18 protein-coding genes are annotated in these 13080 nt (G+C 65.5%); all 18 read right to left on the reverse strand.

What is annotated here, in order from left to right:
- Positions 1–8: 8 nt before the first annotated feature.
- Positions 9–2099, reverse strand: coding sequence for an NADH-quinone oxidoreductase subunit L (gene nuoL, locus AC1RRS_RS13180; RefSeq protein WP_492855551.1), 2091 nt, complete (start codon positions 2097–2099; stop codon positions 9–11).
- Between the two features lie 4 nt (positions 2100–2103).
- The gene (gene nuoK / locus AC1RRS_RS13185; RefSeq protein ID WP_492855552.1) at positions 2104–2409 is read right to left on the reverse strand and encodes an NADH-quinone oxidoreductase subunit NuoK; all 306 of its coding nucleotides are present in this window, start codon (positions 2407–2409) and stop codon (positions 2104–2106) included.
- On the reverse strand, positions 2406–3023 hold the full coding sequence (locus AC1RRS_RS13190) for an NADH-quinone oxidoreductase subunit J (RefSeq protein WP_110117769.1): 618 nt from the start codon (positions 3021–3023) through the stop codon (positions 2406–2408). Before AC1RRS_RS13190 ends, nuoK begins: the two co-directional genes overlap by 4 nt.
- An 82-nt stretch (positions 3024–3105) precedes the next feature.
- Positions 3106–3597, reverse strand: a complete 492-nt coding sequence (gene nuoI / locus AC1RRS_RS13195; RefSeq protein ID WP_487288775.1) for an NADH-quinone oxidoreductase subunit NuoI — start codon at positions 3595–3597, stop codon at positions 3106–3108.
- A 10-nt stretch (positions 3598–3607) separates the two neighbouring features.
- Entirely contained in the window at positions 3608–3832 is a 225-nt protein-coding gene (locus tag AC1RRS_RS13200) for a hypothetical protein (RefSeq protein WP_110117767.1), read from the reverse strand.
- Positions 3829–4068, reverse strand: coding sequence for a hypothetical protein (locus tag AC1RRS_RS13205; RefSeq protein WP_110117766.1), 240 nt, complete (start codon positions 4066–4068; stop codon positions 3829–3831). Before AC1RRS_RS13205 ends, AC1RRS_RS13200 begins: the two co-directional genes overlap by 4 nt.
- A complete protein-coding gene (nuoH, locus tag AC1RRS_RS13210) occupies positions 4068–5132 on the reverse strand; it encodes an NADH-quinone oxidoreductase subunit NuoH (protein ID WP_110117765.1) in 1065 nt (354 codons plus the stop codon). The genes AC1RRS_RS13205 and nuoH overlap by 1 nt, the downstream gene beginning before the upstream one ends.
- A 3-nt stretch (positions 5133–5135) precedes the next feature.
- On the reverse strand, positions 5136–7214 hold the full coding sequence (gene nuoG / locus AC1RRS_RS13215) for an NADH-quinone oxidoreductase subunit NuoG (protein WP_492855553.1): 2079 nt from the start codon (positions 7212–7214) through the stop codon (positions 5136–5138).
- Between the two features lie 5 nt (positions 7215–7219).
- Positions 7220–8539: an NADH-quinone oxidoreductase subunit NuoF gene (gene nuoF / locus AC1RRS_RS13220; RefSeq protein ID WP_110117763.1), complete on the reverse strand. Its 1320-nt coding sequence runs from the start codon at positions 8537–8539 to the stop codon at positions 7220–7222.
- Between the two features lie 4 nt (positions 8540–8543).
- On the reverse strand, positions 8544–8804 hold the full coding sequence (locus AC1RRS_RS13225; RefSeq protein ID WP_487288778.1) for a hypothetical protein: 261 nt from the start codon (positions 8802–8804) through the stop codon (positions 8544–8546).
- A complete protein-coding gene (locus tag AC1RRS_RS13230) occupies positions 8801–9058 on the reverse strand; it encodes a hypothetical protein (protein ID WP_492855554.1) in 258 nt (85 codons plus the stop codon). Before AC1RRS_RS13230 ends, AC1RRS_RS13225 begins: the two co-directional genes overlap by 4 nt.
- Positions 9058–9741: an NADH-quinone oxidoreductase subunit NuoE gene (gene nuoE, locus AC1RRS_RS13235; protein WP_110117760.1), complete on the reverse strand. Its 684-nt coding sequence runs from the start codon at positions 9739–9741 to the stop codon at positions 9058–9060. Before nuoE ends, AC1RRS_RS13230 begins: the two co-directional genes overlap by 1 nt.
- Positions 9738–10070 carry a nuclear transport factor 2 family protein gene (locus AC1RRS_RS13240; protein ID WP_492855555.1) on the reverse strand — a complete coding sequence of 111 codons (333 nt, stop codon included), beginning with the start codon at positions 10068–10070 and terminating at the stop codon, positions 9738–9740. The genes nuoE and AC1RRS_RS13240 overlap by 4 nt, the downstream gene beginning before the upstream one ends.
- On the reverse strand, positions 10067–11317 hold the full coding sequence (locus AC1RRS_RS13245) for an NADH-quinone oxidoreductase subunit D (RefSeq protein WP_487288780.1): 1251 nt from the start codon (positions 11315–11317) through the stop codon (positions 10067–10069). Before AC1RRS_RS13245 ends, AC1RRS_RS13240 begins: the two co-directional genes overlap by 4 nt.
- 3 nt (positions 11318–11320) lie before the next feature.
- Entirely contained in the window at positions 11321–11923 is a 603-nt protein-coding gene (locus AC1RRS_RS13250; protein WP_110117757.1) for an NADH-quinone oxidoreductase subunit C, read from the reverse strand.
- Positions 11920–12525 carry a NuoB/complex I 20 kDa subunit family protein gene (locus AC1RRS_RS13255; RefSeq protein ID WP_110117756.1) on the reverse strand — a complete coding sequence of 202 codons (606 nt, stop codon included), beginning with the start codon at positions 12523–12525 and terminating at the stop codon, positions 11920–11922. The genes AC1RRS_RS13250 and AC1RRS_RS13255 overlap by 4 nt, the downstream gene beginning before the upstream one ends.
- Positions 12495–12872, reverse strand: a complete 378-nt coding sequence (locus AC1RRS_RS13260) for an NADH-quinone oxidoreductase subunit A (RefSeq protein WP_110117755.1) — start codon at positions 12870–12872, stop codon at positions 12495–12497. Before AC1RRS_RS13260 ends, AC1RRS_RS13255 begins: the two co-directional genes overlap by 31 nt.
- Positions 12869–13080: hypothetical protein (locus AC1RRS_RS13265; RefSeq protein WP_492855556.1), on the reverse strand; the 212-nt coding region annotated here is incomplete at its 5' end. The genes AC1RRS_RS13265 and AC1RRS_RS13260, both read right to left, overlap by 4 nt.

Raw genomic sequence — 13080 nt, forward strand, 5'->3', positions numbered from 1 at the left:
ATCCGTCCTCAACGGAATGCGTAAAGGGCGAACGTCAGCAGGCCGGCGACGCCGAGCAGCATGACGAAAGCGTAGTGGTAGACGTAGCCGGTCTGGGCTTTGCCCGTCTTGCGGCCGACGGCGTAGGAGACGGCGCTGACGCCGTCCGGGCCCAGGCGATCGATGATCTTCTGGTCCCCGCCCTTCCAGAACAGGTCGCCGAGGAACTTGGCGGCCCGCACGAAGGTGGCCTCATAGAGCTCGTCGAAGAACCACTTGTTGTAGAAGAACACGTACAGCGGGCCGTTACGCTCGGCGAGCTTGAGGCCGAGGCGCTCGTTGCCCCTGATCAGGTAGACGTAGACCGCGATCAGCAGGCCGACGATCGAGGCGATCAGCGGGCTCCACTTCACCCACTCGGCCACTTCGTGGGCCTCGTGCAGCACGTGGTTGGTAGGCGCGTTGAAGATCGCGCCGCGCCAGAACTCTTCCTGGTGGTGACCCACGAAGTAGCCGGTGAAGACGAAGCCGGCGGCGACCGCGCCGATCGACAGCACGACCAGCGGCAGCAGCATCACCCAGGGGCTCTCGTGCGGCTTGTGATCATGGCCGTGGCCGTGATCGTCATGACCGTGATCGTCGTGAGCGCCATGGGCATGGTCGTCATGACCATGGGCGGCGTGCGCGTGATCGTCGTGGCCATGAGCATGCGCATCATGAGCGTGGTCGTCGTGACCCCAACGGGCCTTGCCGTTGAAGGTGAAGAAGGCCAGGCGCCAGGAGTAGAACGAGGTCAGGCCAGCGACCAGCACGCCGATCGCCCAGGCGAACATGGCGATCTGGTTGTGCGAGCCCGCGGCGAAGGCCGCCTCGATGATGGTGTCCTTCGAGTAGAAGCCGGCGAAGCCCAGGTGCAGCGGCGGGAAGCCGAGGCCCGTGATGGCGATCGTGCCGATCGTCATGGCGATGAAGGTCACCGGCAGCAGCTTGGCCAGGGCGCCGTAGCGACGCATGTCTTGCTCGTGGTGCATGCCGTGGATCACCGAACCGGCGCCCAGGAACAGCAGAGCCTTGAAGAAGGCGTGCGTGAACAGGTGGAACATGGCCGCCTGATAGGCGCCGACGCCGGCCGCGAAGAACATGTAGCCCAGCTGCGAACAGGTCGAGTAGGCGATCACGCGCTTGATGTCGTTCTGCGTCAGACCGACCGTGGCGGCGAACAGGGCAGTGATGGCGCCGATCACCGTGACGATGTTCTTGGCCACCGGGGCGTACTCGAACATCGGCGACAGCAGGCACAGCATGTAGACGCCGGCGGTCACCATGGTGGCCGCGTGGATCAGGGCCGACACGGGGGTCGGGCCTTCCATGGCGTCAGGAAGCCAGGTGTGCAGGAAGAACTGTGCCGACTTGCCCATCGCGCCGATGAACAGCAGGAAGCAGGCGATGTCGACCAGCGGCCAGCTGTGGCCCGCGAACTCCCAGGTGCGCGAGGCGCCGGCGGCGATCATCGGGAACAGTTCGTGGAACTGGATGGTGCCGAAGGCCCAGTAGGTGGTCATGATGCCGAGGGCGAAGCCGAAGTCGCCGACCCGGTTGACCACGAAGGCCTTGATGGCCGCAGCGCTGGCCGAAGGCTTCTTGAACCAGAAGCCGATCAGCAGGTACGAGGCCAGACCCACGCCTTCCCAGCCGAAGAACAGCTGCATGAAGTCGGCGGCGGTGACCAGCGACAGCATGGCGAAGGTGAAGAGCGACAGGTACGCGAAGAAGCGCGGCTTGCTGTCGTCCTCGGCCATGTAGCCCCAGGAATAGACGTGCACGAGCGCCGAGACGGTCGTGACCACGATCAGCATGGTCGCCGACAGGGCGTCGATGCGGATCGACCAGTTGGCGACGAAGTCGCCGATATGGATGAACGGCAGCAGGGTGACCGTGAAGGCCTCCATGTGCCCCCAGGTCCACTTGCTGAACGTGAACCACGACAGGGCGCAGGCCAGGATCAGCAGGCCGGTGGTGACCGACTGCGACGCGACGTTGCCGATCCGCCGGCCGAACAGGCCGGCGATGATCGCGCCCACCAGCGGGGCGAAGACGAGAATGGTGACGAGCGATTGCACTGGCTCAGCCCTTCATCATGCTGACGTCGTCGACCGCGATGTCGCCGCGGTTACGGAAGAAGGTCACCAGGATGGCGAGGCCGACGGCCGCCTCGGCGGCGGCCACGGTCAGCACAAACATCGCGAAGATCTGGCCCACCACGTCATGCAGGTAGGCCGAGAACGCCACCAGGTTGATGTTCACCGCGAGCAGGATGAGCTCGATCGACATCAGGATGACGATGATGTTCTTGCGGTTCACGAAGATACCGAAGACGCCGATCGTCAGAAGGATGGCGGCGACGATGAGGTAATGCGGAAGGCCGATCATTCGCTGATCCCCTCGCCCGGCTTGATCTGCACGAGTTCCATTCCGGTCTTGGGCGTACGGGCGATCTGCTTGCCAATGTCCTGGCGCTTGACGCCCGGCTTGTGGCGCAGGGTCAGGACGATGGCGCCGATCATGGCGACCAGCAGCACCAGGCCCGCCGCCTGGAAGAAGAAGACATAGTCGGTGTAGAGCACCCGACCGAGCGCCTCGGTGTTGCTGAAGCCGCCCGGCGAGGCGTTGGGCAGCGCGTTGGCGCTGGCCTTGCCGTTGGTGGCGACGCTGACGGCGACCATGATCATCTCAATGGTCAGCACGCCGGCGACGAGGCCGCCGATGGGCAGGTATTGCGCGAAGCCGTCCCGCAGCGCTTCGAAGTCGATGTCGAGCATCATGACCACGAAGAGGAACAGCACCGCGACCGCGCCCACATAGACGACGATCAGCAGCATCGCCAGGAACTCAGCGCCCAGAAGGACGAAGAGGCCGGCGGCCGAGAAGAAGGCGGTGATCAGGAAGAGCACCGAGTGCACGGGGTTCTTGGCCGACACGACGAGAAGACCCGCCGCTATCGTCACGAACGCCAGCAAATAGAAAGCTATCGCCTGCAAGGCCATTGGCCAGGGTGCTCCCCTGAAAGTTCAAATAACGACGGCGCGCGAAATACACGCCGCCAACCTCGGATTCGCGCCGGACCGTTTAGCGGTACGGAGCGTCCAACTCCAGATTCTTCGCGATCAGCCGTTCCCAACGGTCACCGTTGTCGAGCAGCTTTTCCTTGTCGTAGTAGAGCTCTTCACGCGTCTCGACCGCGAACTCGATGTTCGGGCCTTCGACGATGGCGTCCACCGGGCAGGCCTCTTGGCAGAGACCGCAGTAGATGCACTTCACCATGTCGATGTCGTAGCGGGTCGTACGGCGGCTGCCGTCCTCGCGCGGTTCGGCCTCGATGGTGATCGCCTGAGCGGGGCAGATGGCCTCGCACAGCTTGCAGGCGATGCAGCGCTCTTCCCCGTTGGGATAGCGACGCAGGGCGTGCTCGCCACGGAAACGAGGCGACTGCGGGCCGCGCTCGTTCGGGTAGATCACGGTCTTCTTCGGCGCGACCAGATACTTCATGGCCAGGCCGAAGGCGCCCGCGAAATCGAGCAGGGCCACCCCTTTGACCGCTTGCGTGATGCGCTGGAACACCAGAGCTCTCCTAACACTTTTCCTTAGGGAAAGGACGGACGTCCCTACCCCGCTCTTCCTGCTGACGCCGCACCTGCTGGCGCAGCACGCAGTCCTTGGTCTCTTCCTCGGCCTTCCGGCGGGCCTCGATCTGCTCCTCGAGCGATCGCTCCCGCGGCGGCCGAATGCTTCGCCCCGGTATCGTGCAGCCGGCCAGCAGGCCGATCACCGCGATCCCGAGGACGACCCGCCTCATTTCCCGGCTCGGGGAATGACGCAGGTGTAGTTCGAAAGCTGGGCGGGATCTCCCCCGTCCATCTTGGCCTGCAACGTCCCGCCCTCGGCCTTGCACTTGTCGCCGGCCCGGCGCAGTTCGTCGTAGTTCACGATCCCCCGTCCCAGCGAATAGGAGCGGTCCGAGGCCTCGCTCGACGCGCATGCGCCCAGCGAAACCAGGACCAGCCCCGTCAAGGCCAGGGCGGCGGGGCGCATCAGCCCGCCACCGGCGAGAAGACGCGCCAGCCGGCGACCAGGGCGACCAGCACCAGCGACATCGGCAGGAAGACCTTCCAGCCCAGGCGCATCAGTTGGTCGTAGCGGTAGCGAGGCACGATCGCCTTAGCCATGGCGAACATGAAGAACCAGAAGACGATCTTGGCGTAGAACACCAGGGCCAGGGCCAGCTTGCCCCACCAGCCCCACATCGCCACCAGGTCGATCGGCAGACCCAGGTTCCAGCCGCCGAAGAACAGCACGCTGATCATCGCGCACATCAGCACGATGTTCGAATATTCGGCGACCATGAACAGCAGGTACGGGGTCGACGAGTACTCGACCTGGTAACCGGCCACGAGTTCGGATTCGGCTTCCGGAAGGTCGAAGGGCGGGCGGTTCGTCTCGGCCAGGGCCGAGATGTAGAACATGCCCATGGCGATCACCATGACCGGCAGCAGGATGATGTTCTTGAGGCCGCCGCCGCCGAACACGTTCCAGTTCCAGATCCAGCCGGACTGGTTCTCGACGATGGTCGACAGGTTCATCGAGCCGGCCAGCAGGATCACCGTGATGATGATCAGGCCGATCGAGACTTCGTACGACACCATCTGCGCCGCCGAACGCAGCGCGCCCAGGAACGGGTACTTCGAGTTCGAAGCCCAGCCGCCCATGATGATGCCGTAGACGCCCAGCGAGCTCATCGCCAGCAGGTAGAGGATGCCGACGTTCAGGTTGGAGACGACCCAGCCCGGCGCGAACGGCACCACGGCCCAGCCGATGAAGCCCAGAACCAGGCTGATCAGCGGGGCCAGCAGGAAGATCGCCTTGTCGGCGCCGGCCGGGATGACGATTTCCTTCAGCACGAACTTGCCGAAGTCGGCGAAGGACTGCAGCAGGCCGAAGGGGCCGACGACGTTCGGGCCCTTGCGCATCTGGACGCCGGCCCAGATCTTGCGGTCGGCCAGCAGCAGGAAGGCCAGGCTCAGCAGGACCCAGATCACGACCAGCAGGATGCCGCCGAGAGTGAGGCCGAACCAGATAAGCGGGTTGGTCTGAGACACGGCTTACTCCGCGGCGATCTTGGCGGCGGCCGAGACGTTGGCCGCGCACTCGGCCATGGTCACGCTGGCGCGCGCAATGGGGTTGGTCAGGTGGAAGGCCTTCACCGGGCTCTCGAACGGAGCATCGGAGACGTCCCCTTCCCCACCGACGGCGGCGAGGTCGAACACGGTCGGGACCGAGCCCGGCGCGAAGTCGATCTGGCCGAAGGTGGGGTGATCGGCGAACAGCTTGGCGCGCAGCTGGTCCAGGCTGTCATAGGGCAGCTTGGCGCCCAGCACTTCCGACAGCGCCCGCAGGATCGACCAGTCTTCCTTGGCCTCGCCCTTCGGGAACACGGCGCGCTTGCCCATCTGCACCCGGCCCTCGGTGTTGACGTAGAGGCCGTTCTTTTCGGTGTAGGCGGCGCCCGGCAGGATGACGTCGGCCTTGTGGGCGCCGGCGTCGCCGTGGGTGCCGAGGTAGATCTTGAAGGCGTCCGAAGCAGCGGGCTCGCACTCGTCGGCGCCGAGCAGGAACAGCACGTCCAGCGCGCCCGGCTTCAGCATGTCGCGCGCCGAGAGAGCGCCCTCGGCCGGGACGAAGCCCAGGTCGAGGCCGGCCACGCGGGCGGCGGCGGTGTGCAGCACGTTCCAGCCGTTCCAGCCCCCTTTTTCATCGCTTGAGGGGCGCACGACCTTGAAGGTCTTGGCGACGCCGGCGGCGGCCTTGAGGATCGCCGCGCCGTCGGCACGGGCCAGGGCGCCCTGGCCGATGATGATGGCGGGACGCTCGGCGGCCTTCAGGGCGGCGACGAAGTCGTTCTTGGCCTTGGCCAGGCCCGACAGCGTCTTGGCGCCGGCGCCGAGGTAGTCGTAGTCGAATGTCAGGTCGGCCTGTTCGCCGATGACGCCGAAGCGGGTCTTGCCGGCGATCCACTGCTTGCGGAAGCGGGCGTTGAGCACCGGGGCCTCGAGGCGCGGGTTGGCGCCCACGAACAGCACGACGTCGGCGTCTTCGATGCCGGCGATGGTCGAGTTGAACAGCCAGCTCTCGCGCGGGCCATTGCCCAGGGCCGTACCGTCCTGGCGGGCGTCGAGGTTCTTCACGCCCAGGGCGGTGAAGAGGTCCTTGGTCGCCTTCAGGCTTTCGGCGTCCTGCAGGTCGCCGGCGATGACGCCGATGCGCTCAGGGGCGGTCGCCTTGATCTTGGCGGAGACGGCGGCGAAGGCCTCAGACCATGTGGCCGGCTTCAGCTTGCCGTCGACGCGGACGTACGGGCGGTCGAGGCGCTGGCGCTGCAGGCCGTCGACGGCGTAGCGCGTCTTGTCGCTGATCCACTCTTCGTTGACGTCCTCGTTGACGCGCGGCAGCACGCGCAGGACGGCGTTGGCGCGGGCGTCGACGCGGATCGAGGAGCCCAGGGCGTCCTGAACGTCGACGCTCTCGGTCTTCTTCAGTTCCCACGGGCGGGCTTCGAAGGCGTAGGGCTTGGAGGTCAGAGCGCCGACCGGGCACAGGTCGATGACGTTGGCCGACAGCTCCGAGGTCACCGCGGCGCCCAGATAGGTCGTGATTTCAACGTCTTCGCCGCGTGAGATCAGGCCGATCTCCGGCGAGCCGGCGACTTCGGTGATGAAGCGGACGCAGCGGGTGCACTGGATGCAGCGCGTCATCACGGTCTTGATGAGCGGGCCCATGGCCTTCTCTTCGACCGCGCGCTTGTTCTCTTCGTAGCGGCTGTCGTCACGGCCGTAGCCGACGGCCTGATCCTGCAGGTCGCACTCGCCGCCCTGGTCGCAGATCGGGCAGTCCAGCGGGTGGTTGATGAGCAGGAACTCCATCACCCCTTCGCGGGCCTTCTTGACCATCGGGGTCTTGGTGAAGATCTCCTGGCCCTCGGCGGCCGGCAGGGCGCAAGACGCCTGCGGCTTCGGCGGACCGGGCTTAACCTCGACCAGGCACATGCGGCAGTTGCCGGCGATGCTCAGACGCTCGTGATAGCAGAAGCGCGGGATCTCTTCCCCAGCCAGCTCCGCGACCTGCAGAACCGTCATGCCGGGTTCGAACTCGACCTCGACGCCGTTGACCTTGGCGATTGCCATTCTCGTTACTCCGCCGCGATCAGCTTGGCGCCCTGCACGTGCAGGCGACCGCTACGATAGGAAGCGATCCGCTCCTCCACCTCGTGGCGGAAGTGGCGGAACAGACCCTGGATCGGCCAGGCGGCCGCGTCGCCCAGGGCGCAGATGGTGTGACCCTCGACCTGGGTCGTGACGTCCAGAAGGGTGTCGATCTCTTTCGGATCGGCTTCGCCGGTGGCCATGCGTTCCATGACCCGCCACATCCAGCCGGTGCCTTCGCGGCACGGCGTGCACTGGCCGCAGCTTTCGTGCTTGTAGAAGTACGACAGGCGGGCGATGGCGCGGACGAGGTCGGTGGACTTGTCCATGACGATGACGGCGGCGGTGCCCAGGCCCGACTTCAGATTACGCAGGGCGTCGAAGTCCATCGGCAGGTCTTCGCACTGCTCGGCGGGGATCATCGGAACCGACGAACCGCCCGGGATGACGGCCTTGAGGTTGCCCCAGCCGCCGCGGATGCCGCCGCAGTGGTCTTCCATCAGCTGACGGAAGGGGATGCTCATCGCTTCTTCGACGTTGCAGGGCAGGTTCACGTGGCCCGAGACGCAGAACAGCTTGGTGCCGGCGTTGTTGGGACGGCCGAAACCGGCGAACCAGGCCGCGCCGCGGCGCAGAATGGTGCCGGCGACGGCGATGCTCTCGACGTTGTTGACCGTGGTCGGCATGCCGTAGAGGCCCGCGCCGGCCGGGAACGGCGGCTTCAGGCGCGGCTGGCCCTTCTTGCCTTCCAGGCTTTCCAGCAGGGCGGTCTCTTCACCGCAGATATAGGCGCCGGCGCCGTGGTGGACGTAGAGGTCGAAGTCCCAGCCGTGGACGTTGTCCTTGCCGATCAGCTTGGCCTCGTAGGCCTGCTTGACCGCCGCTTCCAGGCGCTCGCGCTCGAAGACGTATTCGCCGCGGATGTAGATGTAGCAGGCGTGGGCCAGCATGGCGCGCGAGGCGATCAGGCAGCCCTCGATCAGGAGGTGCGGATCGTGCCGCATGATCTCCCGGTCCTTGCAGGTGCCCGGCTCGGACTCGTCGGCGTTGACCACCAAGTAGTGCGGACGGCCGTCCTTCACTTCCTTGGGCATGAAGGACCACTTCAGACCGGTCGAGAAACCAGCCCCGCCCCGGCCTCGCAGACCGGAGTTCTTCATGTTCTCGATGATCCAGTCGCGACCGGCGTCAAGAATGTCCTTGGTGCCGTTCCAGCAACCGCGCGCCTTCGCACCTTCCAGACCCCAGTCCTGGAGCCCGTAAAGGTTGGTGAAGATGCGATCCTTGTCTTCGAGGATACCGACCATGACTCTAGCTTTGCGGATCGAATGGATGGGTGCGGACATAGCGCGTCCGCCGGACGATGACATAGGCGAAAAGCAGCCAACCGGCGCCGATCACCAAAAGACCTGTGGGCGCCGCCCAGGCCGGAGCCCCAGGGACCTCCCGCCCCCAGATCAGCAGCAGGACCCCGGCCAGGCAGGCCACGAAACCCAGGACCCGCTCCTTGCGGTAGAGTCCCTTGATCGTGGCCAGATAGGCCGCCCGCCTGGCGGAAAGGTCGTCGCTCAAGGCGCCCTCCCCGCTTGCGGCCCAGCTCCAGCCTCGGAACCGGTTTCAGGCTTGGTGGCCTTCATCCAGCCGAGGATGAACCAGATCTGGGCGCCCAGCCCGACCACGACGGCCAGGATGAACACCGGCAGCAGCCACCAGACGTGGAAGGCCACGTGGCCGACGATCGCCGCGCCGGCCAGCAGGAAGCACACGACGTCGATGGCGAGCATCGTCGTGAGGCGCTTCTTCTGATGGACGGCGACGTCGGTCATCAGGCGGCGGGCTCCGCCTTGGTCTTCTTGGGCTTCTCGGGCAGGTTCGGGATCTTGATCTTCTTGGCCGCCGAGCCGTCGTACAGCTTCGGGTCGGTCAGGGTCTGGATCTTTTCCTTCGGCTCCGAGGACTTGCGGCCCTCGTAGCTGCCCGGCTGCGGGGCCTTGCCCGCGGCGAAGTCGTCGAGGATCTGGGCCAGGCTCTCCGGCGTCAGGTCTTCGTAGTAGTAGTCGTTGATGGCGGCCATCGGAGCGTTGCAGCAGGCGCCGAGGCACTCGACCTCTTCCCAGCTGAACTTGCCGTCGGCCGACACGGTGTGGGCCGGGCCGATCTTCTTCTCCAGCACCGACTTCAGGTCGAGCGCGCCGCGCAGCTGGCACGGCGTGGTGCCGCACAGCTGGACGAAGGCGGTCTTGCCGACCGGGGCCAGCTGGAACATCACGTAGAAGGTGGCGACTTCCAGCACGCGGATGACCGGCATCTCGAGCTGCTTGGCGATCTCCTGGATCGCCGGCTCGGAAATCCAGCCTTCCTGCTTCTGGGCCAGCCACAGCATCGGGATCACCGCCGACTGCTTGCGGGCGGCGGGATACTTGGCCTTCCACCAGTCGGCCTTGGCCTGGCTGTCCTTCGAGAAGGCGAAGCTGGCGGGCTGCTCTTTGGCGAGACGACGAACGCTCATCGTGCGAAATCCACGCGGACGATCTTGTCGCCCTTGAAGGTGTAGATGGCGGCGACCTGGAAAGGCGCGTCGCCGTTGCCGCGGTCGACGTGCTCGTGATCGATCACGTTCGAGCCGACCACGATGCGGTTCAGGAGCTCGGCCTTGTTCTTGGGGAACTCGGCGAAGGTCTTGGCGTAGAAGGCGCGGTAAGCCTCGATGCCCGTGCGCGCGACTTCGCCGTTCAGGCCTGCCACGACCACGTCGTCCGAGAAGTGGGCGCAGTGGGCGTCCAGGTCCTGGGCGTTGTAGGCGTCGAGCTGAGTCTGGGCGATGCTCTCGAGGCTCATCGATCGACCTCGCCGAACACGATGTCGAGCGAGCCCAGGATGGCCGAAACGTCGGCCAGCTGGTGGCCGCGGTTCATCCAGTCCATGGCGGCCAGGTGCGAGAAGCCCGGAGCCTTGATCTTGCAGCGGTACGGCTTGTTGGTGCCGTTGCTGACCACGTAGACGCCGAACTCGCCCTTGGGGGCTTCGACGGCCGCGTAGACCTCGCCTTCCGGCGTCTTGAAGCCCTCGGTGTAGAGCTTGAAGTGGTGGATCAGGGCTTCCATCGAGCGCTTCATCTCGGCGCGACGCGGCGGGCTGACCTTGTTGTCCTCGGTCAGCACCGGGCCCGGCGTGCCGCGCAGCATGGCGACGGCCTGCAGGATGATCTTGGTGCTCTCGCGCATCTCCTGCATGCGGCAGAGATAGCGATCGTAGCAGTCGCCGTTCTTGCCCAGCGGGATGTCGAACTCGAACTCGTTGTAGTTCTCGTACGGCTGGTTGCGGCGCAGGTCCCAGGCGATGCCCGAACCACGCACCATCACGCCCGAGAAGCCCCAGGCCCACGCGTCTTCCTTGCTGACCACGCCGATATCGACGTTGCGCTGCTTGAAGATGCGGTTGTCGGTGATCAGGCCTTCGATGTCGTCGCAGATCTTCGGGAAGGCCTTGGCCCAGCTCTCGATGTCGTCGATCAGCGAGGGGGTGAGGTCCTGGTGGACGCCGCCCGGACGGAAGTAGTTGGCGTGCAGGCGAGCGCCGCAGGCGCGCTCGTAGAACACCATCAGCTTCTCGCGCTCCTCGAAGCCCCAGAGCGGCGGCGTCAGGGCGCCGACGTCCATGGCCTGGGTCGTCACGTTCAGCAGGTGGTTCAGGACGCGGCCGATCTCGCAGAACAGCACGCGGATGACCTGGCCGCGCTTGGGCACTTCAACGCCCAGCAGCTTTTCGATGGCCAGGCAGAACGCATGCTCCTGGTTCATCGGCGCCACGTAGTCGAGGCGGTCGAAGTACGGGATGTTCTGCAGGTAGGTGCGCGCTTCCATCAGCTTCTCGGTGCCGCGGTGCAGCAGGCCGATGTGCGGATCGACGCGCTCGACGATTTCACCGTCGAGTTCGAGCACCAGACGCAGCACGCCGTGCGCGGCAGGGTGCTGGGGGCCGAAGTTGATGTTGAACTTGCGGACCGGGGTTTCCGGGATCACCGGAACCGTCGGTTCGTCGCGGAAGAAGTCGGTCGCCGCGGCGGGCGCGTTCGTGCCAGTCATGACTTAAGCCTTTTCCGCCTTCTCGTCGCCCGGCAGAGCGTACTTCGCCCCTTCCCACGGAGACAGGAAGTCGAAGGCGCGGAACTCGGTGATCTTCACGGGTTCGTAGACGACGCGCTTGAGCTCGTCGTCGTAGCGGACCTCGACATAGCCGGTCATCGGGAAGTCTTTCCGCAGCGGATGGCCGTGGAAACCGTAGTCCGTCAGGATCCGGCGCAGGTCCGGGTGGCCTTCGAAGAACACGCCGTACATGTCGAACGCTTCACGCTCGAACCAGTCGGCGACCGGGAACACCGGCGTGGCGCTCGGCACCGGGGTGTCTTCGTCGGTCTGCACCTTCACGCGGACGCGGACGTTCTTCACCATCGACAGCAGGTGGTAGACCACGTCGAAACGCGCGGCGCGCTCGGGGTAGTCGACCGCCGTCAGGTCCACCAGCTGGTGGAAGCGGTAGTCGGGGTGATCACGCAGATAGGTCAGCAGCTCGACCACGCGGTTCGTCGAACCGAGCAGGTTCAGCTCGCCGAACGCGACATTGTACGAGGCGATGGCCCCGGCCGAGTTGGCGACGATCGCCTGGCCGAGGGCTTCGAGGTCTTGGCTCATCGCTCGATGGTCCCCGTGCGACGGATCTTCTTCTGGAGCTGCAGCACGCCGTAGACGAGCGCTTCGGCCGTGGGCGGGCAGCCTGGCACGTAGATGTCGATCGGCACGACGCGGTCGCAGCCGCGCACGACGCTGTAGCTGTAATAGTAGTAGCCGCCGCCATTGGCGCAGCTGCCCATCGAGATGACGTAGCGGGGCTCGGGCATCTGGTCGTAGACCTTGCGCAGAGCCGGAGCCATCTTGTTGGTCAGCGTGCCGGCGACGATCATCACGTCCGACTGACGCGGGCTGGCGCGCGGCGCGAAGCCGTAGCGCTCCAGGTCGTAGCGCGGCATGGCCGAGTGCATCATCTCGACGGCGCAGCACGCCAGGCCGAACGTCATCCACATCAGCGAACCCGTACGGGCCCAGGTGATCAGGTCGTCGGCGGCCGCGGTGATGAAGCCCTTGTCGGCCAGCTGCTGCGACACGCCGTCGAAGAAGGCGTCGTGCAGCTTGGGGTCATAGCCCTGCACCGTCGAGCGGCCAGCGGCGCCGGCCGCCGGGAGCGGCGAGCTGTTGGCGGGAACGATCACTCCCATTCGAGGGCGCCCTTCTTCCATTCGTAGATAAAGCCGACAGTCAGAACGCCGAGGAAGCTCATCATCGACCAGAAGGCGAAGACCGAGGCTTCATGCGGAAGCTTCAGCAGGGTCACCGCCCACGGGAACAGGAAAGCCACTTCGAGGTCGAAGATGATGAAGAGGATCGAGACCAGGTAGAACCGGACGTCGAACTTCATGCGCGCGTCGTCGAAGGCGTTGAAGCCGCATTCGTATGCGGACAGCTTTTCCGGGTCCGGCGCCTTGGGCGCGAGCACGGCGGCAGCCAGCATGAAGACGATGCCGATAACCGCCGCGATCCCGAGGAAGATCACGATCGGCAGGTACTGGAGAAGGAAGGCGTTCATGACAGCCCTTGGCTTGAATCGGCCGCGTTGTAGCCCAGTGTCTTCCAGGCTTCAAACGCCCCGGGCACATTGAGAAACGATCGCAACTTCTGGCCATCCACAGGTTCGGCGACATGGCCGTTGACACGAGTCTTCGCCCGACATATCAGACGCCCCTCGCCGCACGGCGGGTCGCACTTTCGCTTCGGCGGAGGGTAATGCGGATGTA

The sequence above is a fragment of the Caulobacter sp. GW821-FHT12A07 genome, assembly GCF_058807655.1.

Bases quoted from the DNA above. Each gene is read 5' to 3' on its own strand.
- nuoF (WP_110117763.1), bottom strand. From the start codon at position 8,539: ATGGTCGGTATCCTCGAAGACAAGGATCGCATCTTCACCAACCTTTAC.
- AC1RRS_RS13200 (WP_110117767.1), bottom strand. From the start codon at position 3,832: ATGAGGCGGGTCGTCCTCGGGATCGCGGTGATCGGCCTGCTGGCCGGC.
- AC1RRS_RS13255 (WP_110117756.1), bottom strand. From the start codon at position 12,525: ATGGAAGAAGGGCGCCCTCGAATGGGAGTGATCGTTCCCGCCAACAGC.
- AC1RRS_RS13240 (WP_492855555.1), bottom strand. From the start codon at position 10,070: ATGAGCCTCGAGAGCATCGCCCAGACTCAGCTCGACGCCTACAACGCC.
- nuoE (WP_110117760.1), bottom strand. From the start codon at position 9,741: ATGAGCGTTCGTCGTCTCGCCAAAGAGCAGCCCGCCAGCTTCGCCTTC.
- AC1RRS_RS13260 (WP_110117755.1), bottom strand. From the start codon at position 12,872: ATGAACGCCTTCCTTCTCCAGTACCTGCCGATCGTGATCTTCCTCGGG.
- AC1RRS_RS13245 (WP_487288780.1), bottom strand. From the start codon at position 11,317: ATGACTGGCACGAACGCGCCCGCCGCGGCGACCGACTTCTTCCGCGAC.
- AC1RRS_RS13250 (WP_110117757.1), bottom strand. From the start codon at position 11,923: ATGAGCCAAGACCTCGAAGCCCTCGGCCAGGCGATCGTCGCCAACTCG.
- AC1RRS_RS13230 (WP_492855554.1), bottom strand. From the start codon at position 9,058: ATGACCGACGTCGCCGTCCATCAGAAGAAGCGCCTCACGACGATGCTC.
- AC1RRS_RS13190 (WP_110117769.1), bottom strand. From the start codon at position 3,023: ATGGCCTTGCAGGCGATAGCTTTCTATTTGCTGGCGTTCGTGACGATA.
- AC1RRS_RS13205 (WP_110117766.1), bottom strand. From the start codon at position 4,068: ATGCGCCCCGCCGCCCTGGCCTTGACGGGGCTGGTCCTGGTTTCGCTG.
- nuoK (WP_492855552.1), bottom strand. From the start codon at position 2,409: ATGATCGGCCTTCCGCATTACCTCATCGTCGCCGCCATCCTTCTGACG.
- nuoG (WP_492855553.1), bottom strand. From the start codon at position 7,214: ATGGCAATCGCCAAGGTCAACGGCGTCGAGGTCGAGTTCGAACCCGGC.